Genomic DNA, 25,280 nt, shown 5'->3' with positions numbered 1-25,280 from the left:
CAGGATCACTGCCGCCGGTGCCCTCGACCGCCAGCCCGAGCCCGCCATGTAGTGAAGACCTTTCACGAGCCGCCGTTGATTCGATTACACTTTCTGCCTTCGCTACTCGCCAGTAGGGAAAGTTGGGTTAGTGAATGCTGCCATGGAACGCCTGTTTGATGCCAAAGCAAAACTTTCCGTAACGATCAACGGACTCCTCGTGCCGTTCAGCCAAGCGCCGTACTCGTGCACCCGTTTCACTCAGCCGTTCATTTTCTATAATGGAGGATCACCCTTTGACGTCTCGCTGGCTGGGTCGTGCGCTCTGGTTCGTGAGGCGGGTGAGAACTACCTGATCGCGACGCGGCACCAGTTAGGCAAACGCTCCGATGAGCGCGAGCGCACCGAGGTATGCGTGGCGTTCCCCAGTGAGGAACGGCCCGGCACGACTGGGCTGGTCACCCCATGCGGTTCGGTGCTTGTGAGTTACGATCAGCCGGAGATGCAGTATGCCGAAGATCTGCTAATCCTCATGTTCACGCGGGGAGAAAAGCGACCGGAGTTTAATCTCAGGTTCCTCGACATCAACCGGGTGTCCACGCTGGATGAGGCCAAGGCGGGCGAGATCGTATCCTACTTCATCACCGCGTTTCCCAGCGTGGGCTCGAAGTACAACCTGACCGAGGACGGCATGGCGTTGGCTGAGGTCATATCGGGCTTTGCACGGCTAACGCTAGAGCCGTCCGAAGCGAACGTCATGGACGGCCACATCGCGTTCCACGTCAAGGAGAATGTACCGAAGGAGCGGAACCTCGACGGCTACAGTGGAGCTCCGGTGTTCTTTGTCTGGCTCGACGCGAGCAAAAATGCGCACTTGGGCTTCGCGGGCATCGTGCGCCTTGGGGGAAACAACATCCTGCACGTTTACGATGGTGACCGGATTCGACGGATCATTCAGGGCTCACGCCGATCCGCGTCGACAAGTCGCTAACCGCTGCCGGCTTCGAGTGGACCGGACCTGTCGTTGGGTCAGGCGGTCCGGCCGAGGCCTCGTACGCGTCCGGTGAAGGCCCCGGTTGAGGTGATGCGCTAATCAGGCCGGCAGCTATGCGAGAGCCCTTGGTCTTGTCGCGCAGGCGCTTCCAGTTCCAGGGCAGGAGTTCGTCGATGCGCTTGGCCGGGTGATCCTGCAAGCGGGCCAGGACGTCGGCGAGCCAGGCGCGGGGATCGATGTCGTTGAGCTTCGCCGTCTCGATGAGGGTGTAGTTGGCCGCGGCGCGGCGACCACCGTCGTCGGAGCCGGCGAAGGTCCAGTTGTTGCGGCCCACGGCAATGCCGCGCAGCGCCCGCTCAGCGGCGTTGTTGGACATGCACAGGCGGCCGTCATCGTACCGTGAGCTTGTCCGCTTGCTCGAAGAGATGATCAGGATTCAGGATGGCCAAGATTCAGGTCAACCTTGTTTTGTCGTTGCCGGCCTATTCCTCGTCGTTCCCGGCCATGAGCTCCTGCTCCGTCGCATACTCGACGATCGGGAAGCGCTCATCACCTTCGGCCTCAAACTTCTGCTGCATGCCGACGAGCACGCCGATCACCCGCTTTCCAGTGAGCTTTCGAACCGCCCCCGGCTTCAGGACCAGAATGATGCGAAGCGCGTCCTTGCCTTGGCTGTCGATTGCAGGTTCGGTGATGACCCGCTCCAGGCTGGACTCGCCGAACTGCGCGCGGACGAGTCCCTGTGCGATTTGGGTGATCGTTTGGGTGTCCATTTGATGAGGGTCGCGTCCAAAAGAGCTGTGCTCCCGGATTCTTCCATCACGGCCGTGGATATAGAGTTCGCCACCCTCGCGCCGCGCTTTTTCCCGGGCGTTGTCACTCGCCTCCCTTTTGGTCTCGAACGTCCCGCTCGCGTGGCTGGCTCCCGCGCTTCTGACGCTCCACTTGCCTCCGCTGGGAATTACGTGTTGGGCTTTCCGTGACATCGCCATTCTCCGCGTCCATGTCCAATATAGTCAGCCAGGAAAGAATTCGCACTGGCCCAGTTCGTTGTCGGGCGGACCAGAATTCGGCCGTGGACGACGAACACACTGGCGCCGTGCGTGAAACCCTCATCCGGCCGTCGCTGAGCGACGGCCACCTTCTCCCGCTTGCGGGAGAAGGTGCTTCTCCGAACTCCCTTGAGGCGCGATAGTCTCCCACCAGATTGCCCGGAGCATCCACCCATGTCCGACCTGCCCGCCTCCATCCACATCCACGAGGAAGGCCCGCGCGAGGGCTTCCAGATCGAGCCCGGGCCGATCAGCTCGGTCGACAAGGTGCGCCTCATCGAGGCGCTGTCGGAGACCGGGCTGAAGTCGATCCAGGCCTGCTCGTTCGTCAACCAGCGGCTGGTGCCCGGCTGGGCCGATGCCGAGGACGTGGTGGCGGCGTTCCGCGCCACGCCGGGCATCGCCTACTCGGCGCTGTGGTTCAACGACAAGGGGCTGGAGCGGGCGCTGGCGTTCCGGGACAAGCTGTCGCTTTCGGGCACGATCTCGCTGTCGGCCTCGGAGGCCTTCAACCGCAAGAACCTGCACCGCAGCCACGCCGAGAACCTCGAGGCGATGCGCAAGCAGACGGCGCTGCATCTGGCCAAGGGCGTGCCCGTGAAGCGCATCGGCGTCATGGCGGCCTTCGGCTGCAACTTCCAGGGCGATATCGCGCCGGCAGAGGTCGTGCGCACGCTGCGCGACGGGCTCGGGGTCGCGGCCGAATTCGACATCGAGATCAGCCGGCTGTCGCTGGCCGACTCCATGGGCTGGGCGACGCCGCCGCGCATCGAACGCGTGATCGGCGAGGTGCGCAGCGCCTGGCCGGACAAGGAGATCAGCCTGCACCTGCACGACACGCGCGGGATGGCCGTGGCCAACGCCATGGCGGGCCTGCGCATGGGCGTGCGCAGCTACGACTCGACCGTGGGCGGGCTGGGCGGCTGCCCGTTCGCCGGCCAGAAGGGCGCGGCCGGCAACATCTGCACCGAGGAGCTGGTGATGCTGTGCGAGGAGATGGGCGTCGCAACCGGCGTCGACCTCGAGAAGCTGATCGAGGTCGGGCGCATGGCCGAGGCGATCGTCGGCCATCCCCTGCCCAGCGAGCTGCTGCACGGCGGCGCGCTGGCCGCCTTCCGCCGCGCCGCCGCCTGACGCCGGACCGCCCCGCTCAATGCAGCTGGGCGGGTGACGAGAAGGGGCGGCTCGCGTCCACGACGAACATGACCAGCTGATCGAGGTCGACCGTGCCGCTGCTGAAGACCTCCATCGGCACGTCGGCGCCGTGCCCGTTCATGGCCTGGCCGGCGTCGGCATGGCTGATGCCGTGCGGCGTCTTCTGCCCCAGCCGGCCGCGCAGCACATAGAAGGCCTCGGAACCGGGATGGGAATGCACGGCCGTCTTCGCGCCCGGCGCGCCGGTGGCATGGTTGATGCGCAGCAGATATTCCGGCGCCGTGAGCGGCGGCACGGGCCCGATCTCCGCGACCCGGGTCGCGCCGGCGGTCGCGCCGCCCTTCGGCCCGAGCGTGAACAGCCAGGCCTTGCCGGAGACCTCGGCGGCCAGCGCCGCCGGCCCGGCGGCCGCCCGGGCCTGCGCCAGGGTCGGGAAGGTCTCGATCCGCCAGTACAGGGGTCCGGCGGGCAATTCCTTGATCTTCTTCTCGGCCACCGGCTTGATGCTGAGCTGCTGCTGCGCCGCGGCCGGGGGCGACAGCCACGCGCCCGACACGCAAAGCCAGAGCGCCAGCGCGAACAGAGGACGGGTGCAGGCCGGAAGTCGTCGCATCGTCGTCTCCCTCGTCTCCCTATATGGACCCCGACATATGCCTGTGATGGCGGCACCTGGCTTTCGGACGACCTCATCCTGTGCTTAAGGTTTCCTCCCTTTATTCTCCGGGTCCTGGGCACGACCGTTCCGCCGCGAGGGGGCCTTGCGCTATCTGTTCGAGGACTGCGCGCTCGATACCGACCGCCGCGAGCTGCGGCGGGGAACCGCGCTGGTCGCGGTCGAGCCGCAGGTCTTCGACCTGCTGGTCCACCTGATCCGTCATCGCGAGCGCGTGGTCAGCAAGGACGACCTGCTGGCCGCGGTCTGGCACGGGCGCATCGTCTCGGACTCCGCCCTGTTCAACCGGATCAACGCCGCCCGCACGGCGATCGGCGACAGCGGCGAGGCGCAGCGCCTGATCAGGACGCTGCCGCGCAAGGGGCTGCGTTTCGTCGGCGCGGTGCGCGAGGCGCACGGGCCGCCCGCGGACGCAGCCTCCTCCGAGGCGGCGGCCGAGGTCGCCGCGGCCGCCGCGCTGCCGCTGCCGGACCGGCCGTCGATCGCGGTGCTGCCCTTCGCCAACATGAGCGGCGATCCGGACCAGGAGTACTTCGCGGACGGCATCTCGGAGGACCTGATCACCGGGCTGTCGCGCATCCGCTGGCTGTTCGTCATCGCCCGCAACTCGACCTTCGTCTACAAGCACCGCGCCGTCGACGTGACGCAGGTCGCGCGCGCGCTCGGCGTGCGCTACGTCCTGGAGGGCAGCGTGCGCCGTGCCGGCGAGCGGCTGCGCATCAGCGCGCAGCTCATCGATGCGGCAAGCGGCGCCCACCATTGGGCGGAACGCTACGATCGGCAGCTGGGCGATATCTTCGCCGTGCAGGACGAGATCACCCGCAGCGTCGCCGCGGCGATCGAGCCGCGCATGCTGGCCGCCGAAGGCGTGCGCGCCCTGGCGCGCTCGCCCGGCGATCTCGGCGCCTGGGATCTCGTGGCGCAGGCGCAGACGCATTTCTGGCGGCTGACACGGGCCGACCACGCCGCCGCCGTGACGCCGCTGGAGCGGGCGGTCCAGGCCTGGCCCGACTATGCGCCGGCGCGAAGCCTGCTGGGGTTCTGCCTGGTGTTCGCGGCCCATATGGGCTGGATCGATCGCGACGCCGGGCTGCCGCCCGGCCGCCTTCATGCGACGCGGGCGATCGAGCTCGACGATCGCGACCCGTGGGGCCACATCGCGCTCGGCTACTGCGCCATGATGGAACGCCGCACCGAGGAATCGATCGCCGCGTTCCGCCGCGCCGTCGGCCTCAACCCCAACGCCGCGGCGGCGCATTCGCACCTGAGCCGCGGCTTCGCCTTTGCCGGGCAGGATCGCGCCGCGATCGATCATGGCGAGGAGGCGATCAGGCTCAGCCCGCTGGACCCGGAGATGGCGCTGTTCCTCGGCGCCATCGCGGTGGCGCACTACACGGCCGGACGCTTCGCCGACGCCGTCCGCTACACCACGGAAGCCCTGCGCCTGCGCCCGGGCTTCCAGGGCGCGCAGCGGCTGCGCTGCGCCAGCCTCGCCCAGGCCGGGCGGATCGACGAGGCGCGCGCCTTCCTGGCCGCGATCCGGCGCGAGCAGCCGTTCCTGACCATCGGCTGGGTGCGCGCCAACGTCCCCTACCAGACCCCCGAACTGATGGCGCGCTTCCTCCAGGGCCTGCGCAAGGCGGGGCTCGAGGAAGAGTAGACTATCCGCCGTGTGATACGGGGCACAGAGACGGTAGGCCTCCGGCTTTCGCACGGACGACGCCGCGCGCATATGCTCGCGAGGCGGTGCCTATTTCCGCCGGTAGAAGAGCACGCGCCCCGTCGGGAGCAGCTGCTGGAGGATATCGAAGTCGCCGATGTTGGCGGTCAGGATCGTGAGCCCGAGCTTCTGCGCCTGCAGAAAGAGGACACAATCATGAAGGGCGCGAAGCCTCCGGTCGGCGCCGTGGCCCTGGAGGCGACAAAGCATGCCTGAGAGCAGCGCGGCGCGTCCCAGGACGTCGGTGTCGGGCGCGAGCACGCGATGGGGCGGCATGGAGCGGACAAGGTCGCGTATCGCTGCAGCAGCCGCCGGCGTGCGGACATCGCGTGGGTCCAGAACGCCTACGGTGTGCATCAGCTCCTGGATCGCGACCGTCGAGTGATTGGTTTGCCGCGTCGCAACGAGCTGGTCGAGGATGCTCGGCGACCGGTCCGACAGCTGATCGATATAGACGCACGTATCGAGCAGCAGCCCCTGCCCGCCAATGCGCTCTTCGTCGACGAATGGAAGCTCAGCATCCGCCCGGCGGGCCAAGGTCTTCCTGGGATCAAACCGCGCCCAGCGGATCGCTGCGTCGACGTCGAAGCCGGCCACTTCAGAAGCCGAGCTTCAATCCGGCGTCGACCCTGCCTCGCGCGGCCCTGAACGTCTCGGCAAAATTGTCTTCCAGCGCGATGTTCGCGAGAGCGAACTCAATCAGGTCGGTATCGGTCGTGATGCCGGTGTGCTTCTTGGCCTGCCTGACGAGCGCCGGACTCACCCTGCCGGCGATGCGGCTGCTCTTGTCCTTCAGCAAGCCGGATCGCTCGGCAGCCCGCATGACGGCTTCAAAGCGGCCAGTCCGGCTGTCCCGCCCGATCACGCCCCCAGCTGCGGCTCCGCCGTGCTTTGTCGTTCGTCCAGGCTTCCCGCCCGCAACCTTCGTCATGGTAGACCCCATGTTCAACAAAAATGGATTTTGTCTAACGTAGTCAGCGGCGGAAGGCAGTTCAAGCCGATTGCAGCAGGTCGAGCTTTCCGCGGCCTGCGTCGATCCACGACAAATTCGCCCTCGAAGGTCCACGTCCACCGCGCGGCGGCCCCAGGATTGTCACTGCAGCCATCGGCGCGGTCGTGCGTTGTATCGCGAGGATTGGATCACACGACAGGAGGCCAGGATGCCGCATCTCGCCAATGACGCCATGCAACACGCGCCGAAAAACCCGGGCCCTGCCAGGGCCGCAGGTGGCGCGCTGGCAGGGGCGCCGGCGGCGACAGGCCTGCGCCGCTGGGCCTGCGGCCTCGCCGCCGCCGGCCTGCTGCTGTCGCTGGCGGCGTGCGGCGGCCCCAGCGTCCAGGCCGGCGCCACCGGCGGCGTCCTCAAGAGCAGCGATGCCATGGATGCCCAGGAAGCGGCCCTGAAGCACTGCCGCAAATACGGCAAGAGCGGCCGCATCACCGGTCCGCTCGGCGACGACAACTACAGCTTCGTCTGCGAGTAGGGACGCCGAGGAGCGCGCTCAGATGTCCTGTGCTTCACGCATCCACGCCGGAACGTCACGTTTGACGTGCAGGACACGCCATACGTCAACATGGTCGGCGCGCTCTATGAAGAACACCAGGTATGGATAGCGTTTCAGCCTCCAGGACCTGAGACCCGGCATATCCAATTCGTGGGCATACCGGGGCGATCCGCTCGCTGGATGGCGCGCAATGTGCCACCACGCTTGCTCGAGGGCGGCGATGAAGCCGAGCGCTGCTTCCTCGCCGGCTTCCCTCAAGAAGTAGTCAACAGCATCATCGATATCCCGCCTGGCTCTTTCACGCGGGATGATCGGCTTCATGCTCACGTGGGGTCGCGCCGGCGTACCCGCTTGCGTAGATCTTCAAAGAAGGTCTCGCCTGTCGGCGACGTGGGAGCAGATGCTGCGCCTTCGAGCAGCAGGCCTCGCAGCCTCTGACGATCCTGGTCCTTGCGGATCAGCTCGCGCACATACTCGCCGCTGGTGCCATAGCCGCGAGCAGCAACCTGCTCATCGACGAAGGCCTTGAGCGCGTCCGGCAAGGATATGTTCATCGTGCTCATGACAGAAACCGTAAGAGCCCCGTCAAATTTTGGCAAGGCACGCCGCGCCATGCGCCGGCGCCGTCAGCTGCTGGTGGTCTCCGGCGTGAGGTCGAGGACGCCCCACTCCTGGCGCTGGCGGTGCGGTTGCAGGGCGACCCGGTAGGTCTGCTGCTCGCTGCCGGACATGAAGTTCACCTTGGCCTGCCACTCGCCGGGGCGCGTGTGCGTGGCCGAGCAGGTCTCGCCGCGCAGCTGGGGCACGTTCATCGCCTCGCGCACGGCCTGCTTGGCGAGGTCGCAGATGCGGGCCTCGGTCACCGGCGGATCGGCCGGCGTGAGGCTGGACGACGATGGCGGTGGTGGCGGCGCGCCGCGGCGCGAGCCCTGGCCGGGCAGGATATCACCGAGCGAGCCGCCGCAGCCGGCGAGCGCGAGCGTGCCGGCGGTGATGATAAAGGCCTTGAGGGAGGGGGTCGTGCTCATTGTCCCGGGAGGTCGTTCTGGTTGGCGGCGATGTTATTGCGGCTGCTCTTGTCGGTTTTGGGGCAATGCGGCGGCTGTTTTCCGACAAACGTGACCTGCGCCGGCGGGTTCCGCCCGCCAGTGCGAGCCGCTTCAGCGGCACGCTCCCGGCAGGCCCGAACGCAAAGCAGCCGGGCACCGCCCGGCTGCTTCCATATTCCCACCGGGAGAGCGGCGGCTTACTTGCCGCCGAAGGCGCGCTTCAACTCGGGCACCAGGTCGGTGCGCTCCCAGGAGAAGCCGCCGTCCGTCTCGGGCTTGCGGCCGAAATGGCCGTAGGCGGCAGTACGGCGGTAGATCGGCTTGTTGAGCTGCAGGCCGCGGCGGATCGCGGTCGGCCGCAGCGGGAAGATTTCAGCCAGCACCTTCTCCAGCTGGCGTTCGTCGACCTTGCCGGTGCCGCGCGTGTCGACATAGAGCGACATCGGATCGGCGACGCCGATGGCATAGGCGACCTGGATCACACACTGATCCGCGAGGCCCGCCGCCACGACGTTCTTGGCGAGATAGCGCGCGGCGTAGGCGGCCGAGCGGTCGACCTTGGTCGGGTCCTTGCCCGAGAAGGCGCCGCCGCCATGCGGCGCGTAGCCGCCGTAGGTGTCGACGATGATCTTGCGGCCGGTGAGCCCGCAATCGCCGTCGGGGCCGCCGACCACGAAGTTGCCGGTCGGGTTGACCAGGAAGTCCGTGTCCGTCCCGGGCATCCAGCCGTCCGGCAGCGCCGAGGCGACCGCCTTGCGGATCATCTCCTTGACCATGCCGGACGTGTACGTCGTGCCGCCCTTGTCCTTCTCGCGGTGCTGCGTAGAGACGACCACCTTGGTGGCGCCCACGGCCTTGCCGTCGACGAAACGCACCGTGACCTGGCTCTTGGCGTCGGGCAGCAGGTCGGGCAGCTCGCCCGAACGGCGCTTCTCGGAGAGCACCTTCAGGATCTTGTGCGAGAAGTAGATCGGGGCCGGCATGTACGAGCCCTGCTCGTAGACCTCGCTGTCGGTGCAGGCGAAGCCGAACATCAGGCCCTGGTCGCCGGCGCCCTCCTGCTCGCCGAGGTTGTCGCCGCCCACCCTGGCGTCGACCCCCATGGCGATGTCGGGCGACTGGCCGTGCAGCAGCACCTCGATGTCGGCGCCGTCATAGCTGAAGCCGTCCTGCTCGTAGCCGATGTCGCGCACCACGTCGCGCGCCACCTGGGCGATCAGCTCGCGGTTCATCACGGCCTGGCCGCGGTACTTGCGCATGTACGGGTCCTGGGCCCGGCATTCGCCGGCGATCACGATCTTGTTCGTGGTCGCCAGCGTCTCGCAGCCCAGCCGCGTGTTGACGGCGCTGTTGTCCTCGATGCCCAGCTTCACGTCGTTGGTGATGAAGGCGTCGAGGATGGCGTCGGAGATCTGGTCGCAGACCTTGTCCGGATGGCCTTCGGAAACCGATTCGGAGGTGAAGAGATAGTCCTTGAGCGCCACGGCGCGTCACTCCTTCTTCTCGTTCTGGACCGGGGTGATCGGCCGGCGAAGCGCCGTACGACCGCTTAGCCTGTGGTGACGCGGCGGCAAGGGGTCCCGAACTCCCCGCGACCGCACCGGAGGCCCGGCGCGGCGACCCTAGAAAGAGCCAAACCGCCGGAAAATCAAGGGCCTTCACATAAAGTTCGGTGGCGGCGGTGGTGACCAGCCGGTGACCCTCCCCCAACGCAGTTGGGGGAGGTGCCCGAAGGGCGGAGGGGGAGCCGACGAGATCTTTGTAACGGAGACCACGTGGGGTCCCCTCCGCCCCCTATCGGGGGCACCTCCCCACTGCGTGGGGAGGAAGTCCTACTTCGGCGCCATGCGGATGGCGCCGTCGAGCCGGATCACCTCGCCGTTGAGCATCGCGTTCTGCACGATGTGCATGGCGAGCGCCGCATACTCCGACGGATCGCCCAGGCGCGACGGGAACGGCACCTGCGCGCCGAGGCTCTTCTGCGCCTCCTCCGACAGGCCCATCATCATCGGCGTCAGGAACAGGCCGGGCGCGATGGTGCAGACGCGCACGCCGATCGAGGCGAGGTCGCGCGCGATCGGCAGGGTCATGCCGACGACGCCGCCCTTGGACGCCGAGTAGGCGGCCTGGCCGATCTGGCCGTCGAACGCCGCCACCGAGGCGGTGTTGACGATGACGCCGCGTTCACCGCCGGCCAGCGGCTCGGCCTTGGACATCTCCCACGACGCCAGGCGGATGAGGTTGAAGGTGCCGATCAGGTTCACGTTGATGACCTGGGCGAACATCTCCAGCGCATGTGGCCCGTTCTTGGAGATGGTGCGGGCGGCACGGCCGATGCCGGCGCAGTTCACCGCCACCCGCGGCGCGCCCAGCTTCTCGACCGCGGTCTTCACCGCGGCCTCGGCCGAGGCCGCGTCGGCGACATTGCACTTCACAAATACGCCACCGATCTCGGCTGCCTTCTTTTGGCCCAGTTCCTCTTGCAGGTCAAAGATCGCAACCTTGGCACCGGCCGCCGCCAGCGCACTGGCGGTCGCGCCGCCCAATCCCGAAGCACCGCCCGTGACGATGGCAGCCTGGCCCTTGACATCCATGGGTATTCCCCTTTCGTAGCTGATGGCCCCGCGAAAATGCCCGCGGCTTGTAGCAGATCAGTCAAGGAGTGGCGACGGCTCGCTGCAGGCGGGCCGGACGGCGCGTGCCACCCGCCGGGCAGAAGCGATGGCCGCGCAAAAAGGCTGACGCGCCACTGGAGTGGCGACGCGCCAGCGCCTATAGTGGCGCCGGTGCGCGGGTGTAGCTCAGTGGTAGAGCATCGGCCTCCCATGCCGAGGGTCGCGGGTTCAAATCCCGTCGCCCGCTCCATCTTCCCGATACGTTCCTCCTTCGGACGGCGGATCGCCGCGCCTTCGCGGTCGCGAGATGACTTTCGCGTCAAACCCATCTGCGGGCTTGATCCGACACCGGCATTTTCCCTAAGCAGTTCCTCCGCCCGCGCGGTTCCTTTTCACGAAGGATCGCGTCCCTGGTCTTGATCGAGTCGTGAAACCGTCGGGAGACGTCATGCGTACCGCCACCTTGTCGCTGCTGTTCGCCGCCGTCCTGGGGCTCGCCAGCCCCGCTGCGCTGGCGGCGGATCCTCCCAAGGGCCTGTGGCTGACCACCGACTTCCCCTCGGCCACGGCGCGCGCCGGCGAGATCACGACCGTTCGGGTCAAGCTGCAGAACGCCGGCTTGCCGCCCGAGGTGGTGAGCCTGTCGGTGACGGGCGTGCCCCAGGGCTGGAAGGTCGACCTGCTGGGCGGCGGCCAGCCCGTGACCTCGGCCATGCCGGGCAGCAACGAGAGCGTGTCCCTGAGCCTGCGGGTCGAGGCCTCGGCCAAGGCGGCGCCGGGCAGCTACCCGATCGTGATCCAGGCCAAGACCGCCGGCGCCACGACCGAGCTGCCCATGACCCTGGGCATCGGCGGCGAGGTGGCGGCCAAGCTGTCGATGAAGGTGAAGCTGCCCGAGCTGCGCGGCACGCCCAAATCGACCTTCGACTACACCTTCACGGTCAGCAACGATTCGGGCAAGGACGCCATCGTGCGCTTCGGCGCCGACATGCAGAAGGGCTTCACGGCTACCTTCACCGAGGCCTACGGCGCCAACGAGCTGAGCTCGATCCCGATCGAGGCGGGCCAGAGCAAGGAGATCAAGGTCGCCATCAAGCTGCCGCGCGACGTCGCCGCCGGCTCCTACCCGGCACGCATCCGGGCCGAGGCCGACGGCGCCAGCGCCCAGGCCCAGGTGACCCTGCTGGTGCAGGGCACGCCCACACTGCGGCTGACCGGCAAGGACGGCCGCCTGTCGGCCGAGGCGCAGGCCGGCTCGGCGTCGCAGCTGGCGCTGGTGCTCAGCAACGACGGCACGGCCGCGGCCGAGGAGATCGAGCTCAGCGGCACCGTGCCGCAGAACTGGAAGATCGAGTTCAACCCCAAGACCGTCGACAAGCTGGGCCCGGGCGAGAAGAAGGAAGTGGTGGCCACCCTGACGCCCTTCAACAAGGCGCTGGCCGGCGACTACCAGAGCACGCTGCGCGCCAGCACCAAGGGCGACAGCGTCTCGTCGGACTTCCGCATCACGGTCGCCACCTCGACGCTGTGGGGCATAACGGGCGTCGGCATCATCGCCGTCGCGCTGCTGGTCCTGGTCGGCGCCGTCGCCCGCTTCGGCCGGCGGTGACGGTGATGAGGGGTGCAGCCATGCCCCCTCTCCGCCCGCTTGGCGGGGGGAGAGGGAGGGGCCCATGCCGAAGGCATGGGAGGGTGAGGTGGGTCGCGCTACGACAACAGCCTCGCTCTGACGGTCCCGTCCCACACCGACACCCACCTCACCCTCCCACGCTTCGCGTGGGCCCCTCCCTCTCCCCCCGCTGCGCGGGCGGAGAGGGTCATGAGTGGACATCATGACCGACACCGTCATCGAGATACGCGGGCTGCGCAAGGACTACGGCCGCGCCGTGGCCGTGGCCGGCATCGACCTCGACATCCAGCGCGGCGAGATCTTCGGCCTGCTGGGGCCCAACGGCGCCGGCAAGACCACCACCATCCTGATGGTGCTGGGGCTCACCGAGTCCAACGGCGGCACGGTGCGCGTGCTGGGCGAGGATCCCGTCCGCAACCCGCTGGCCGTGAAGCGCCGGGTCGGCTACCTGCCCGACGCGGTCGGCTTCTACGACAACCTGTCGGCGCGCGAGAACCTGCTCTACACGCTGCGCCTGGCCGGCATGCCGCGCGCCGAGGCTATTGCCCGCATCGAGAAGGCGATCGCGCGCGTGCGCCTGTCGGATGTGCTCGACAAGCGCGTCGGCACCTATTCCCGCGGCATGCGCCAGCGCCTGGGCATCGCCGAGATCATCGCCAAGGGCGCCGAGATCGCCATCCTCGACGAGCCGACCTCGGGGCTGGACCCGCACGCGACCCTCGAGCTCCTGGACATGATCCGCGACCTGAAGGCCGACGGCGTGGCCGTGCTGCTGTCCTCGCACCTGCTCGACCGCGTGCAGAGCATCTGCGACCGCGTCGCGCTGTTCAACCGCGGCGCCATCGCCATGCAGGGCACCGTCAAGGCGCTGGGCCAGCAGGTGCTGGGCGCGGGCCATGCCGCGCATGTCGAGGCCGATGGCGTCGACGTCGAGGCCCGGCTGCGCGGCGTCGCCGGTGTCCAGAAGGTCGAGCGCGACGGCCGCGGCTGGAAGCTGACCGCCGACCGCGACGTGATGGCCGAGGTCGCGCAGGCGATCGTGCAGGGCGGCGGCCGGCTGCAGCGGCTGGCGACCGCCGAGCCCAGCCTGGAAGCGATCTACACCCGCTATTTCGAGGAGCACAAGGATGCGGCGTGAGGGTTCGCCTTTCACCGGGGTCGGCGTCGTCTTCCTCAAGGAATACGCCGATCACCTCGGCAGCGTGCGCATGCGCGTGCTCGAGATATTGGTGGTGCTCATCGGCGTCGGCTTCACGGCGCTGGCGATCTACAACGTGCGCAAGACCATCCAGCGCGACGACTTCCTGTTCCTGAACCTGTTCCTCTACCAGCAGGAGGACAGCGCCGTGCCCTCGCTGCTGGGCGCGCTCGCCATCGTCATCCCCCTGCTGGCGATCGGGCTGGGATTCGATGCGGTCAACAGCGAGTTCAACCGCCGCACCATGAGCCGGATCCTGGCGCAGCCGATTTATCGCGATGCGCTGCTGCTGGGCAAGTTCCTGGCCGGGCTGTGCACCCTGGCCACCGGACTCACCGCCCTGTGGCTGCTGATCATCGGCATCGGCCTGCTCACCATGGGCGTGCCGCCGAGCAGCGAGGAGGTGACGCGCGGCATCGCCTTCCTGATCATCGCCATCACCCTGGCCGGGGTGTGGCTGGCGATCGCGATGCTGTTCTCGGTGATCTTCCGCTCGACGGCGACCTCGGCGCTGTGCGCGCTGGGGCTGTGGCTGTTCCTGGTGATCGTGTGGCCGATGCTGGTGCCGTCGATCGCGGCGCTCGTCGCGACACCGGATCCGCTGGCCAACCGCGTCGGCCTGCTGAGCGATTCCCAGATCGACTGGTTCTTCGGCCTGTCGCGCATCTCGCCCAGCGGGCTTTTCAGCGACGCCGCCATGGTGGTGCTGCAGCCGCAGACCGACGCCGCCATCCTGCGCACGCCCACCGTCGGCATGCTCAGCCAGCTGCAGGGCATGGTGCGCGGCGCCACCCTGCCGCTCAACGAGAGCCTGCTGCTGGCCTGGCCGCAGATCACGACCCTGATCGCGATCGTCATCAGCGTGTTCGCCGTCGCCTACATCGCCTTCCAGCGCCAGGAAGTGCGCGCCTAGCCGGCGGGCGCCGTCAGCCGGCGTTGCGGTTGGCCGGCCGCAGCAGCGACAGCGGCCCGCGCACGATGCGCAGCAGGCCGGCGGCGCTCGACAGGCTGTGCATCGAGCGCCGCGCCTCCAGCAGCAGGTGGCGCAGGACCAGCGGGTCGGTCGAGCCCGCCGTCTCCTGCACGAAGGTCAGGCGGTGGAGGGAATAGAGCCCGGCCACGCACGCCAGGCCGAAGAAGAATGTCCAGGCGTGGAAGTTCAGCACCTGCACGGTGAGCGCCGCATCGGCGCCCTTCCAGGTGAAGGCGAGCGTCAGCTCGTGCGCCGCGAAGAAGTCGGCGCAGAGGCCGCCGATCACCGGCGCCACCGCAGCGAAGGACGCCGTCGTCACGCTGTTGGCCGCCAGATAGGCCGTCGCTTGGCCGGTCGGCGACAGCTTCATGGCGATGTTGTTGGAAGCCAGCGCCATGCCGGCGGTGGCGATGCCCATCAGCACATGGATCGCGAGCAGCAGATAGATCGTCAGCGGCTGCAGCCAGGGCAGGCCGGTCAGGCTCCAGGCCAAGGTGCAGGCCAGGAACAGCGGCGCGCAGACACGCAGCAGCGCCTTGTTGCTGAACCGGTCGATCAAGGCGCCCCAGAGGCCGAGCGCGGCAAGATTGCTGAGCTGGCTAACGATGGTCAGGGTCATGACCGTGGTCATGCCGTAGCCCAGCGATTTCAGCATGTAGACGCTGAAGAACGGCGCCGCGAGGTTGGCGGCGAAGTTCCATGACGACAGAAAGATGATCAGGCGCCGGAAGTTCTGGTCGCGAAACGGCGCCGACAGCATCTCGAACGGGTGCAGGCGCTTGTCGACCGGCACCATCGGCTGGTCCGGCGTGATGCTGAGCAGGTAGACGCCGAACAGGCCGATCAAGGCGCTGAGCACGAACAGGACCGAATAGCCAAGGGCCGGATGGTCTGGCAGGGCGCCCTTCCAGGTGTCGATCACGAAGCTGCCGAGGAACGCCAGCGCGATCGCCAGGGCCGTGGTGGCGGCCGTGCGCTGGCCGAAGAACCGGCCATGCTCGGCCGCGGACACCAGGTCCCGCATCCACGAGTTCCAGGCGCAGCCGCCGATCGCCGCCAGGGCCTGGTGCAGCGCCAGCAATGCGATCAGTGCCGCCATGCCGCCTGCGGCCCCCAGCAGCGGCGTCACCGCCGCGCCGAGCAGAAAGCAGCGGCCGATGCCGGCGGACCAGGTGCAGATGGCGCGGCGCGCGCGCAGCCGCTCGACCAGCACGACGGCGGGAAGCTGCAGCAGCTGCACGGCGAACGGCACCGCGGCCAGCAGCCCGATGGCCGCATTGCTGGCGCCGATCTCGACGGCAAGCCCGGCCAGGAACACGCCCGTGGTCAGCGTGCCCATCGCCTCGCTGGCCAGCCCGTCATACAGGACCAGGCGCAGGGTGCGGTCACGGCCGGTGGTCCCCCCAGCGGCGGCATCCGCAGCAGTGGCGTCGGCCTGGATCTCGCTGGCACGAATCTCGTGGTCAGCCACGCGCTTCCTCACATCGAATGTCGCCGGCGGCATGCAATGAATTGCTCAGCCCTGCGTCAGACCTTGGAAGGGGCCCGGCCCGGATCAACTGGGCGCGGCGTGGAAAGATGTCTGCGGACAGGCCGCGCACCCCGGCCTTGTCTCGCGGTCGGCGGGCTGATACCGAGCCGTCATGCAGCAGCCGGTCCGCATCGCCCCCTCGATCCTGTCAGCCGATTTCGCGGCGCTGGGCCGCGATGTCGCGGTCATCACCGCCGCCGGCGCCGACCTCATCCATGTCGACGTGATGGACGGCCACTTCGTGCCCAACATCACCATCGGCCCGGGCGTGGTGAAGGCGCTGCGGCCGCATTCGCACAAGCCGTTCGACGTGCATCTGATGATCGCGCCGGTCGATCCCTACGTGCCCGATTTCGTCGAGGCCGGCGCCGACATCATCTCGTTCCACCCCGAGGCCGGGCCGCATCCGCACCGCACCGTGCAGCTCATCAAGTCGCTGGGCAGGAAGGCCGGCCTGGTCCTGAACCCGGGAACGCCGGTCAGCGCCGTCGAGCCGATGATCGGCGACATCGACGTGATCCTGGTGATGAGCGTCAATCCCGGCTTCGGCGGCCAGAGCTTCATCGAGAGCCAGCTCGCCAAGATCGCGACGCTGCGGCGCATGATCGACGCTTCGGGCCGCGCCATCGACCTGGAGGTCGATGGCGGCATCACGCCCGAGACGGCCCGCCAGGTCGTCGCCGCCGGCGCCGACATGCTGGTGGCCGGCACCGCCGTCTTCCGCGGCGGCCCCAAGCGCTATGCCACCAACATCGCCGCGCTGCGCGGGCCGTAGTCGTCATCCCTTCCCTCACTGTCATCCCGAGCGCAGCGAGGGATGACAGTGGGTGAAGACGGGCGCGCCGGCTCAGACGTAATGGTCGAAGACGTAGCCGCCCTTGAGGTCGCTCCAGGCCCAGGCCTCGCCGACATGCAGGCCATGGTCGTTGACGGCCGCCAGCCAGGACAGCTCAGGCGCCCGCACGTCCGGGGCGCCGAGGTCAATGCGCGCCGCGTCGTCGGCCGCCACGTCATCGGCCACCACGTCGACATGGACCGGCGCGTCGTGATGCCCGGGCGGGAACGACGCGGCTTCCTCGGCACCCAGCGGGCCCAGCGCCACCAGCGGATCGGCCAGGCTCGCGGCGCCCGCCAGCATATCGGCAGGGTCGGCAACAAAATCCACGCCCGCGGCCATGTGCACGCCGGCGCCGGCGCCATCGAACACCAGGTCCATGCCGGGCACCGACAGCCGCGCCAGCCGCACGGCATCGTGCGCCACGCCGCACCAGTCGCCCGGGCTTTCGGCGGCATAGATCGGCACATCGGGACGCGGCGCGATCTCGACCAGGCCGATGGCGCGCAGCAGCAGGTCCAGCGGCGCGTCGTCGAGCGCCAGCAGGTCGGCGCGGTCGAAGCCGCCGGCATCGGTTGCCGAACCAGCAATACCGGAAGCCGCCATCGCGCCGACACCAGCCTCGGTCGAGGTGGTCAGGACGGCGTAGGCGGCGGTGACGGCCGAGGAGGGGATCTCGTTCATCACAGCACCAGGGTGACGGGCGCCTGCCAAAATTTGCCGCGCCACTGATATTTAGATGAACGTTAAGCGGTAAATAACGGATTTACAATCATTTTTTCTGTGTCAAATCCGTGACTATGGTAGCGGAGTACTACAGCACCCGGCCATCGGGGAGCCACTCGTTCTTGTGGTCCTCGATCTCCAGCACCCATAGATCGGGGTCACGCGCCACCTGGCGGGCAATATAGGCATCGGCGTCGGGCTCGGGCACGGGGGTCGGCCCGGTCGCGCGCGTCCAGGTCGGCTCCTCGTCGAGCGCATTGGCGGGGGCGTAGACCACGGTGCCGGCGGCGAAGCGCACGACCTTGATCAGCACCGAGCCGGCATCGGGATCGCCGCGGCGCGCAACATAGGCGGCGATGTTGCGCCGGTCGCAGAGCCGCACCTGCGCCGAGATCCACAGCCCGGTCGTCAATCCCATTGCCATGGCGCGATCCTTAGCCCAGCGCCGCCTCCAGACCAACGAAAACGGGCCGGGCGCCGCGCCAGCGGTAGCGCACCAGCGTCACCCCGTGCTGCGACAGCGCCGCCAGCGTCGACGCCGCCGCGTCCGGCACCACCAGGACGGGCTGCGCCGCGGCGCCGGCCTGGGCGTTGCGCAGCAGCAGCCGGCCCAGCCGGTGCTCCAGCGCCGCGGCCGAGGTTTCGGTGACGAGCTCGATCACGCGCCTATCGTGACCATCCGCAGCGAACAGCGGCGGGGCATTGCCGGCCAGGCCGTGCCGGACCAGCGCCTCGCCCAGCGCGTCCAGCAGCAGGCCGCGATCGCAGGCGGCCGCCGGCGGCTCCAGATCCACGAGGCCCGCGTCCTGCGGCGCCACCCAGGCGGCCGGCAGCGGCAAGGCATCGCCATCGCCGTCCTGCTGCTTGTAGCGGTGCACGGCCTGCACGAAGCGGCCGATCTGACGCACCAGCCGCGGCCCCTCGATCGGCGCGATCAGCAGCAGCTCGCCCTGCCGGCCATCGGGCCAGCGCACCGCCCGCCATGACGCGCCGGCCAGGAAGGCGCGGAACGCCTGGCGATGCCGCCCGGCGCGGCCGCCGCCGATCTTGCCGCTATGCGCCAGGTAGAGATGGCCCGCGTCGTCGCGCACCAGCGCCCCGGCCAGGCGCCGGTCGGCGCCCTTGGCCGGCAGGTTGATCTCGCATGTCGCGCTCTCGCTCAACGACGGGATCTGCGGCGCGTGGCCGAACATGAGGCTGTGCCGGCCGGGATGGCGCAGATTGTCGTGGCGCCACCAGAAGCCCTCCTCGCGCAGCCACACGATGTCGCCGCGCACCGCGCCGCCGCCGTGCCAGGTGATCGACACGCCGCGCACCGGCAAGCCGGCCAGCCGCCGTCGCAGCCGGCGGATCGCCGACGCGATGGACCAGGCACCGGTGACCACCTCGAGCATCGAGCGACTATAGCGATGCCGAAGCGCTTGAGGGAACCGGCGATGCCCTCGCCGCGCCGTCAATCGGCGAACAGCGGCATGCGGACATTGCCCGACGGGCGATAGGTCATGCCCTGCAGCAGCGCTTCCGGCCGCACGCCGCCCGCGAGCAGGCGCGCCACGCCGGCCTGCGCGATCGCAGCCGCGATGCGCTCGCCGGGACAGGCATGAACCGCCGCGCCGAAGGTGAAGAGACGCCGGTCCTGGCGCGCGGTGTCGAACCGGGCGGGCTCGGCGTTGGCGGCCGGATCGCGGCCGGCGGCCGCCAGGACGACCAGGATCGCATCGCCGCGCCGCATCCGCTGCCCGGCGACGACGCCGTCATCGGCCACGAAGCGCCGCGTGTTCTGCACCGGCGGATCGGCGCGCAGCGTCTCCCAGATCACGCCACTCAATTGCCTTGCATCCTGCGCCACCTGTGCCCGCGCATCGTGATGGCGCGCCAGGGCGACCAGGGTGTTGCCGATCAGCCCGGCGGTGGCCTCGTAGGCCTGCGACAGGAAGCCGATCCCGTTGGCGATGACCACGGCCTCATCGGCGCGGCCGAACTCGCGCGCCACGTGGGCCAGGCGGATCAGCAAGCCGTCACCGCCCATCTCCTGCGCCGCCAGCAGGCGACGGAACAGCGCCAGCAGGGCAGCGGCGGCGCCCGCGCCGCATGCCCGCTGCGCGGCATCGGCCACCGGCGCGATGCCGCGCACGAAATCGCCCGCGTCCTGCGCCAGCGCCGGCATGGCATCGTCGGCCACGCCCAGCAGGCTGCCCACGACATGGACCGGCAACGCCGGCATGAAATCGTTCAGCGACCGCGTGCCCGCCAGCCGGTGCGCCCAATGATCGGCCAGCGATGCGACACGGGCTGCATCGATCGACTGCAGCGTCGCGGCGATGGCCTGCTTGAACGGACAATGGCTGGCGCCGTCGTTCATGCGCACGAGGCGGCCGAAGATGTCGCCGGCCGGGGTCTCCTGCAGCGCCGCCGGCACCTTCTCGGCAAGCGGACGCACCCGCACCTGCGCGTTGCCCAGCACTGATGTGACCGAAGCGGCGCTGCTGGCGACCCACATGCCCAGCGCCTCGTCATGGTACAGCGGCCGGCGCGCCACGAGCCCGGCGTAGTAGTCGTATGGATCGGCGTGCGTGACGGCGGCGATCGGGTCGGCTGGCGGCAGCATCGGCGGCATTCCTGCATGAAGCGACGGGCATCATTGTCGCCGCCGCCGTCGCGCGGTCACGCGCCATCGCTTCGGCGCCAGTCGAAGCGATCACCTGCGGGCTGGGGCTGCTTCGTCGGTGGCCCGTTCCTCGGCATCGACCTCGATCTCGGGGATGCCTTTCTTGCGCGCCATCGACGCCAGCCGGATGTAGCGCTGCCGGAACGTCTCGATGTCCTGCTCGGACAGCTCCTCGAGGTTGAGCAGCGAGTTGTGCGCCTCGGCCGTTGCCCGCAGCAGCTCGTCGAGCTTGATCTGGACCGCCGCGGAATCGCGATTCTGCGTGTTCTGGATCAGGAAGACGACGAGAAAGGTGACGATGGTGGTGCCGGTGTTGATCGTGAGCTGCCAGACATCCGAAAAGCCGACAAAGGGACCGATCGCGGCCCAGGCCACCACCGCGATGCAGGCCAGCGCGAACACCACCGGTCGGCCGACCGTGTGCGCGACCCGGGTTGCGAAGCGCGAGAACCAGTCCGCCGACTTCCCGGGCCGCGTCATGACAGCATCTCCTTCGTCAGCAACGAAGAAGAACGCTGGCCCACCCTGCCCGTTCCTTGAATCGACTGTCGCCTTTCCAGGCCGCGGGAACCTGACGGACTTTGGCACGTTCGTTTGTGGGGCCTCTCCAAGGGCCCCCGTGTCTCCCGAACCCCCAACACTCGCCCCGCCTCGCCCCCGAGGCGGGGTTTTTCTTTTCAGCCGCCATGATGCGATGCAACAATCCACCTGCCCTCGCACCGCCGCCACGGCATGCAAGACGTGGCGAAAATCAGTCATGATCAAGAAATATCAAAGACTTATAAAAATGATGCAGGCCTTGATCCCATATGCTGCAATGCACAAGTGGTGGCGATGGCGGTCCGACAACTTGTTTCCACGACCCTGCAGCAATGGGCGGACCGGTGCCGTCCGTCATCACGCATCCGGCGGCTGGCCATCGCGCTGCAGGGTGGCGGCTCCTACGGCGCCTTCACCTGGGGCGTGCTCGACCGCCTCCTGGAGGACGAGGACATCATCATCGATGCCGCCAGCGGCAGCAGCGCCGGCGCGGTGAACGCGGTGGTGATGGCGTCCGGCCTGGCGCGGGGTGGCCGCGCGGCGGCGCGCGAGGCGCTGGCGCGCTTCTGGCGCCAGGCCAGCACGCGCGGCTCGTTCAACCCGGTGGCCGAGTCTTTCGTGCAGCCGCCGTTCACCGGCGCCGTGCGCATGGCGCTCGACCTGACGAGCCGCCTGTTCTCGCCCTACCAGACCAATCCATTGGACCTCAACCCGCTGCGCGACATCCTGGCCGAGGCGGTCGACTTCGAGGCGCTGCGCCGCGCGCCGCCCCTGCGCCTGCTGATCGCCGCCACGCGCGTGAACGAAGGCCGCACGCGGCTGTTCACGGAGCGCGACCTGTCGCTGAACGCGCTGCTGGCCTCAACCTGCCTGCCGCTGCTGCATCGCGCCGTGGAGGTCGATGGCGACTGGTACTGGGACGGCGGCTACACCGCGAACCCGCCGCTGCTGTCATTGATCGCCGCATCCAGCGCACCGCATCTGCTGATCGTGCAGCTCACGCCCATGCAAGGCGAGGTGCTGCCCACGACATCGCCGCAGATCGTGCGCCGCCTGAACGAGATCACGTTCAACACGCCGCTGGTGCGCGAGCTCGAGGCGCTGGCGACGCTGGGGTCGATCTACGGCCGCACGCTGGCGCTGTTCTCGCCGATGGCGCGACGGCTGCGCCGGCTGCGCCTGCACCACATCGCGGCCGAAAACGCGTTCGCCGCGCTCGACCGCACCAGCCCGATGGACCTCGACTGGCCGTTCCTGCTGCGCCTGCGCGATGCCGGCCGTGCTGCCGCCGATGACTGGCTGGCGCGGTCGTTTGCCGATGCGGTAGAGACGGAGCGCCTCGTTCCATCGACGTGAGGGCGCCATGCCCGAGATCACCAGCGGCTGGCAGCGCTCCAGCCTGTCCCGCGATGCCGTCCTGGACGCGCCCGAAGCGCGCGATGCGCAGCTCGACGGGCTCGACCTGTCGGACCTCGCCATCCGCCGCGGCCGCTTCGAGGGCGTCGTGTTCCGCGACTGCCTCTTCGTTGCCGCCGCGCTGTCGGACACGACCTTCACCGCCTGCACGTTCCAGAGCTGCGATTTCACCGACGCCACGCTGGCGCGCTGCGCCTTCATCGCCGCCGGCCGCGAGTCGGTGCGCTTCCGCAACGTCACGTTCCAGCGCCTGTCGGCCAAGGAGTGCCGCCTGCCGCAGGCCGTCTTCGAGCGCTGCAACCTCTACGGCGTCGCGCTCGAGGGCTGCGAGCTGTCGGGCGCCAGCTTCACCGGCTCGACCTTCAGCAAATCCTATTCGCGCAAGGTGATGATGACCGAGGCCACGGTCCGCAATTGCCGCCTGCGCAATGTCGACCTGCAGCGCGCCCATCTCGAAGGCGCCGATTTCACCGGCACCTCCCTGGTCGGCGCCGATCTGTCGCAGGCCAATCTGGTGGACGCAGTGTTCCGCAACGCCGACCTCGCCGGCGTGCGCTGGGTCGGCGCCGACCTGGCGAACGCGGACCTGCGCGGCGCCGAGCTCGGCGGCCTGGATCTGCTGGTGCTCAAGGCCTTCACGCGCCTGCGCATCTCGCCCGAGCAGCAATCGGCATTGCTGAGCGAGCTCGGTGTCGTGATCGACGCCAGCGAGGACATATGAACCAAGCTGTCATCCCGAGCGTTTGTGATTTTATCCTTCCCCCGGAGGGGGAAGGTGCCCCGAAATGACGTTTCGACGCTTCGCGTCGAAACGTCAGGGGCGGATGGGGGATGTTCGAGCGGATTCGCTCCATCAACCTGGCTTCGAATCCGTTGCGGCATCCCCCTCCCGGCGCTTCGCGCCACCTTCCCCCTCCGGGGGAAGGATAAAGTCACGCGCTCCGAGCGAAGCGGGGGATCTTTTGCGAAACGGCGCTTCGCCCCGCGTCAGATCCTCGCTGCAGTCCGCATGACAGCTTGGAACTTCGCCTTGCCTTGGCCACGGGGCCGGGGCATGACAGCGCCCCTTCCCTCCCGCTCCTGCCATGGCTGCCCCACCCCTCCTCGCGCTGCGCGACATACGCTATAGCCTCGCCGACCAGGCCGTGCTGGACGGCGCGTCGTTTGGCGTCGGGCGCGGCGAGCGGCTCTGCCTGGTGGGCCGTAACGGCGCCGGCAAGTCCACCTTGATGCGTATCGCTGCCGGCCTGCTGGCGCCCGATGGCGGCGAGCGCTTTGTCCAGCCCGGCGCTCGCGTCGCCTGCCTGGCGCAGGAGCCGGATCTGCGCATCGCGCCGACGGTCGCGGCCTACCTCGCCGGCAGCCTCGGTGATGCACACGGCACGGTCGGCGCCGACGACTACCGTGTCGCGCAGTGGCTGGAGACGATCCGGCTCGACGGCGCCCGCGACACCGCCTCGCTGTCGGGCGGCGAGGGCCGCCGTGCCGCGATTGCGCGGGCGCTGATCGATGATCCCGATATCCTGCTGCTGGACGAGCCCACCAACCACCTCGACCTGCCCACCATCGAATGGCTCGAGCAGACCCTGGAGGCGTGGCGCGGCGGCTTCGTGCTGATCAGCCACGACCGGCGCTTCCTCACCAACCTCGCGCGCGCCGTGCTGTGGCTGGACCGCGGCATCATCCGGCGGCTGGATGAGGGCTACGACCGCTTCGACGCGTGGTCGGAGGACATCCTGGCGCGCGAGGCCGTGGAGCGGCAGAAGCTCGACCGCCTGATCGAGACCGAGACCGCCTGGTCGGTCACCAGCATCCGCGCCCGGCGCACGCGCAACGAGGGCCGTATGCGCCGGTTGCGCGAGCTGCGCGAGACGCGGCGCAGCCAGATCGGCCAGACCGGCCGCGTCGTCATGGAGGCCGGCGCGGCGACGGCCTCGGGCACGCTCGCGATCGAGGCCAAGGGCATCACCAAGCGCTACGGCGAGCGTACGATCCTCAAGCCGTTCTCGACCCGCATCCTGCGCGGCGACCGCGTCGGCATCATCGGGCCCAACGGCGCCGGCAAGACCACCTTGCTGAGCATGCTGATCGGCGAGCTGGAGCCCGACGCCGGCAGCGTGCGCCGCAGCCCCACCCTGCAGCCCGTCGTGATCGACCAGCGCCGGGCCGCGCTCGATCCGTCCCGCACGGTGTGGGAGACGCTGGCCGACCGCAACGACCACATCCTGGTGCAGGGCCAGCCCAAGCATGTCGTGGGCTACATGCGCCAGTTCCTGTTCCGTGACGAGCAGGCGCGCCAGCCGGTAGGCGTGCTGTCGGGCGGCGAGCGCAACCGGCTGCTGCTGGCCAAGGCGCTGGCGGCGCCCTCCAACCTGCTGGTGCTCGACGAGCCCACCAACGACCTCGACGCCGACACGCTCGACCTGCTGCAGGAGACGCTGGCCGACTACGACGGCACCGTGCTGCTGGTCAGCCACGACCGTGACTTCCTCGACCGCGTGGTGACCTCGACCATCGCGCTGGAAGGCGACGGCAGCGCGATCGAGTATGCCGGCGGCTACAGCGACTACCTGCTGCAGCGCGGACCGCGCCCGGCGGCGCCGGCTGTCGTACCGGCAAGCACAGCGGCGACCGCGGCGCCCAAGCCGCCGCGCGCCGCGCCGGAGCGCAAGCCGCGCAAGCTCAACAGCAAGCAGCAGCGCCAGCTCGACGCGCTGCCCAGGACGATCGACGCGCTGCAGGCCGAGATCGCGGCGCTGTCCGGCGCCTTGGCCGATCCCGACCTCTACCGCCGCGATGCCGCCGCGTTCGCAGCCAAGACCGCACGGCTCGCCGCGGCGCAGGCCGAGCTCGATACCGCCGAGCACGAATGGCTGGAGCTGGAGATGCTGCGGGAGGAATTGGCGGGTTAGCGAACAGACTGTCATCCCGAGCGAAGCGAGGGATCTCTTGCGGATGGAGTCTCGATTTTCAAGAGATCCCTCGCTTCGCTCGAAGTGTGTGACTTATTCCTTCCCCCGG

The 25,280-nt window shown here is 68.8% G+C and carries 26 protein-coding genes, 1 tRNA gene and 1 pseudogene; 12 read left to right on the top strand and 16 right to left on the bottom strand.

What is annotated here, in order from left to right; all coding sequences use genetic code 11:
- Nucleotides 1-142 precede the first annotated feature (142 nt).
- Nucleotides 143-970 (top strand): hypothetical protein, encoded by an 828-nt coding sequence (locus FHP25_RS29130; protein ID WP_147850498.1) that lies wholly within the window; start codon nucleotides 143-145, stop codon nucleotides 968-970.
- A 145-nt stretch (nucleotides 971-1,115) separates the two neighbouring features.
- Here FHP25_RS29130 and FHP25_RS29125 read toward each other — a convergent pair.
- Nucleotides 1,116-1,367 (bottom strand): annotated as a pseudogene (locus tag FHP25_RS29125) (transposase domain-containing protein); the annotation flags it as partial.
- An 88-nt stretch (nucleotides 1,368-1,455) separates the two neighbouring features.
- Nucleotides 1,456-1,959: a DUF2188 domain-containing protein gene (locus tag FHP25_RS29120; RefSeq protein WP_147850497.1), complete on the bottom strand. Its 504-nt coding sequence runs from the start codon at nucleotides 1,957-1,959 to the stop codon at nucleotides 1,456-1,458.
- Between the two features lie 240 nt (nucleotides 1,960-2,199).
- Between FHP25_RS29120 and FHP25_RS29115 the strand changes: the two genes are divergently transcribed.
- Entirely contained in the window at nucleotides 2,200-3,159 is a 960-nt protein-coding gene (locus FHP25_RS29115; RefSeq protein ID WP_147850496.1) for a hydroxymethylglutaryl-CoA lyase, read from the top strand.
- Between the two features lie 16 nt (nucleotides 3,160-3,175).
- On the opposite strand, the gene FHP25_RS29110 is transcribed toward FHP25_RS29115, so the two are convergent.
- Nucleotides 3,176-3,793, bottom strand: coding sequence for a cupin domain-containing protein (locus FHP25_RS29110; RefSeq protein WP_218578690.1), 618 nt, complete (start codon nucleotides 3,791-3,793; stop codon nucleotides 3,176-3,178).
- 145 nt (nucleotides 3,794-3,938) lie between these two features.
- On the opposite strand from FHP25_RS29110, the gene FHP25_RS29105 reads away from it, so the two are divergent.
- A complete protein-coding gene (locus FHP25_RS29105) occupies nucleotides 3,939-5,513 on the top strand; it encodes a tetratricopeptide repeat protein (RefSeq protein WP_147850495.1) in 1,575 nt (524 codons plus the stop codon).
- Between the two features lie 90 nt (nucleotides 5,514-5,603).
- Here FHP25_RS29105 and FHP25_RS29100 read toward each other — a convergent pair whose 3' ends face one another.
- Both FHP25_RS29100 and FHP25_RS29095 read right to left on the bottom strand, forming a co-directional pair.
- On the bottom strand, nucleotides 5,604-6,170 hold the full coding sequence (locus tag FHP25_RS29100) for a type II toxin-antitoxin system VapC family toxin (RefSeq protein ID WP_147850494.1): 567 nt from the start codon (nucleotides 6,168-6,170) through the stop codon (nucleotides 5,604-5,606).
- Between the two features lies 1 nt (nucleotide 6,171).
- Nucleotides 6,172-6,504, bottom strand: a complete 333-nt coding sequence (locus FHP25_RS29095; RefSeq protein ID WP_218578688.1) for a hypothetical protein — start codon at nucleotides 6,502-6,504, stop codon at nucleotides 6,172-6,174.
- 229 nt (nucleotides 6,505-6,733) lie between these two features.
- On the opposite strand from FHP25_RS29095, the gene FHP25_RS29090 reads away from it, so the two are divergent.
- Nucleotides 6,734-7,057 carry a hypothetical protein gene (locus FHP25_RS29090; RefSeq protein ID WP_178133863.1) on the top strand — a complete coding sequence of 108 codons (324 nt, stop codon included), beginning with the start codon at nucleotides 6,734-6,736 and terminating at the stop codon, nucleotides 7,055-7,057.
- Nucleotides 7,058-7,075: 18 nt separating this feature from the next.
- Here the strand turns inward: FHP25_RS29090 and FHP25_RS29085 are convergent, their stop codons facing one another.
- The 5 genes from FHP25_RS29085 to FHP25_RS29065 form a co-directional block, all read right to left on the bottom strand.
- Nucleotides 7,076-7,399 carry a type II toxin-antitoxin system RelE/ParE family toxin gene (locus tag FHP25_RS29085; protein WP_231712517.1) on the bottom strand — a complete coding sequence of 108 codons (324 nt, stop codon included), beginning with the start codon at nucleotides 7,397-7,399 and terminating at the stop codon, nucleotides 7,076-7,078.
- Nucleotides 7,400-7,401: 2 nt separating this feature from the next.
- Nucleotides 7,402-7,641 (bottom strand): ribbon-helix-helix domain-containing protein, encoded by a 240-nt coding sequence (locus tag FHP25_RS29080; protein ID WP_147850490.1) that lies wholly within the window; start codon nucleotides 7,639-7,641, stop codon nucleotides 7,402-7,404.
- Nucleotides 7,642-7,704: 63 nt separating this feature from the next.
- Nucleotides 7,705-8,106, bottom strand: coding sequence for a hypothetical protein (locus FHP25_RS29075; protein WP_147850489.1), 402 nt, complete (start codon nucleotides 8,104-8,106; stop codon nucleotides 7,705-7,707).
- A 218-nt stretch (nucleotides 8,107-8,324) separates the two neighbouring features.
- Nucleotides 8,325-9,611, bottom strand: a complete 1,287-nt coding sequence (gene metK, locus FHP25_RS29070) for a methionine adenosyltransferase (RefSeq protein WP_147850488.1) — start codon at nucleotides 9,609-9,611, stop codon at nucleotides 8,325-8,327.
- Between the two features lie 348 nt (nucleotides 9,612-9,959).
- A complete protein-coding gene (locus FHP25_RS29065) occupies nucleotides 9,960-10,721 on the bottom strand; it encodes an SDR family NAD(P)-dependent oxidoreductase (RefSeq protein WP_147850487.1) in 762 nt (253 codons plus the stop codon).
- Nucleotides 10,722-10,917: 196 nt separating this feature from the next.
- Between FHP25_RS29065 and FHP25_RS29060 the strand changes: the two genes are divergently transcribed.
- From FHP25_RS29060 to FHP25_RS29045, 4 genes are all read left to right on the top strand, one after another.
- Nucleotides 10,918-10,992 (top strand) — tRNA-Gly (locus FHP25_RS29060).
- Between the two features lie 198 nt (nucleotides 10,993-11,190).
- Nucleotides 11,191-12,351, top strand: a complete 1,161-nt coding sequence (locus FHP25_RS29055) for an NEW3 domain-containing protein (RefSeq protein ID WP_147850486.1) — start codon at nucleotides 11,191-11,193, stop codon at nucleotides 12,349-12,351.
- Between the two features lie 223 nt (nucleotides 12,352-12,574).
- Nucleotides 12,575-13,510, top strand: coding sequence for an ABC transporter ATP-binding protein (locus FHP25_RS29050; RefSeq protein ID WP_147850485.1), 936 nt, complete (start codon nucleotides 12,575-12,577; stop codon nucleotides 13,508-13,510).
- Nucleotides 13,500-14,483 carry an ABC transporter permease gene (locus FHP25_RS29045; RefSeq protein ID WP_147850484.1) on the top strand — a complete coding sequence of 328 codons (984 nt, stop codon included), beginning with the start codon at nucleotides 13,500-13,502 and terminating at the stop codon, nucleotides 14,481-14,483. Before FHP25_RS29050 ends, FHP25_RS29045 begins: the two co-directional genes overlap by 11 nt.
- Before the next feature lie 13 nt (nucleotides 14,484-14,496).
- On the opposite strand, the gene FHP25_RS29040 is transcribed toward FHP25_RS29045, so the two are convergent.
- On the bottom strand, nucleotides 14,497-16,014 hold the full coding sequence (locus FHP25_RS29040) for an MFS transporter (RefSeq protein ID WP_178133862.1): 1,518 nt from the start codon (nucleotides 16,012-16,014) through the stop codon (nucleotides 14,497-14,499).
- Between the two features lie 172 nt (nucleotides 16,015-16,186).
- Here FHP25_RS29040 and rpe point away from each other — a divergent pair, with 172 nt between their 5' ends.
- Nucleotides 16,187-16,849 (top strand): ribulose-phosphate 3-epimerase, encoded by a 663-nt coding sequence (rpe, locus tag FHP25_RS29035; protein WP_147850482.1) that lies wholly within the window; start codon nucleotides 16,187-16,189, stop codon nucleotides 16,847-16,849.
- A 72-nt stretch (nucleotides 16,850-16,921) separates the two neighbouring features.
- Here rpe and FHP25_RS29030 read toward each other — a convergent pair whose 3' ends face one another.
- From FHP25_RS29030 to FHP25_RS29010, 5 genes are all read right to left on the bottom strand, one after another.
- Nucleotides 16,922-17,593 carry a hypothetical protein gene (locus tag FHP25_RS29030; protein WP_147850481.1) on the bottom strand — a complete coding sequence of 224 codons (672 nt, stop codon included), beginning with the start codon at nucleotides 17,591-17,593 and terminating at the stop codon, nucleotides 16,922-16,924.
- A gap of 130 nt (nucleotides 17,594-17,723) precedes the next feature.
- On the bottom strand, nucleotides 17,724-18,059 hold the full coding sequence (locus FHP25_RS29025) for a DUF1491 family protein (RefSeq protein WP_147850480.1): 336 nt from the start codon (nucleotides 18,057-18,059) through the stop codon (nucleotides 17,724-17,726).
- A gap of 10 nt (nucleotides 18,060-18,069) precedes the next feature.
- Nucleotides 18,070-19,029 carry a hypothetical protein gene (locus FHP25_RS29020; RefSeq protein WP_147850479.1) on the bottom strand — a complete coding sequence of 320 codons (960 nt, stop codon included), beginning with the start codon at nucleotides 19,027-19,029 and terminating at the stop codon, nucleotides 18,070-18,072.
- 59 nt (nucleotides 19,030-19,088) lie between these two features.
- A complete protein-coding gene (locus tag FHP25_RS29015; protein WP_178133861.1) occupies nucleotides 19,089-20,243 on the bottom strand; it encodes a cytochrome P450 in 1,155 nt (384 codons plus the stop codon).
- A gap of 90 nt (nucleotides 20,244-20,333) precedes the next feature.
- On the bottom strand, nucleotides 20,334-20,783 hold the full coding sequence (locus FHP25_RS29010) for a low affinity iron permease family protein (RefSeq protein ID WP_147850477.1): 450 nt from the start codon (nucleotides 20,781-20,783) through the stop codon (nucleotides 20,334-20,336).
- Between the two features lie 354 nt (nucleotides 20,784-21,137).
- Between FHP25_RS29010 and FHP25_RS29005 the strand changes: the two genes are divergently transcribed.
- The 3 genes from FHP25_RS29005 to FHP25_RS28995 all read left to right on the top strand — a co-directional run bounded on the left by FHP25_RS29005 (nucleotide 21,138) and on the right by FHP25_RS28995 (nucleotide 25,171).
- A complete protein-coding gene (locus FHP25_RS29005; protein ID WP_178133860.1) occupies nucleotides 21,138-22,199 on the top strand; it encodes a patatin-like phospholipase family protein in 1,062 nt (353 codons plus the stop codon).
- Between the two features lie 7 nt (nucleotides 22,200-22,206).
- Nucleotides 22,207-22,980, top strand: coding sequence for a pentapeptide repeat-containing protein (locus FHP25_RS29000; RefSeq protein WP_147850475.1), 774 nt, complete (start codon nucleotides 22,207-22,209; stop codon nucleotides 22,978-22,980).
- Nucleotides 22,981-23,344: 364 nt separating this feature from the next.
- Nucleotides 23,345-25,171 (top strand): ABC-F family ATP-binding cassette domain-containing protein, encoded by a 1,827-nt coding sequence (locus FHP25_RS28995; RefSeq protein WP_147850474.1) that lies wholly within the window; start codon nucleotides 23,345-23,347, stop codon nucleotides 25,169-25,171.
- Nucleotides 25,172-25,280: the final 109 nt, after the last annotated feature.

The organism is Vineibacter terrae (assembly GCF_008039615.1).
Classification (GTDB): Bacteria; Pseudomonadota; Alphaproteobacteria; order Reyranellales; family Reyranellaceae; genus Vineibacter; species Vineibacter terrae.
This window is presented reverse-complemented; position numbering and strand designations above follow the sequence as displayed.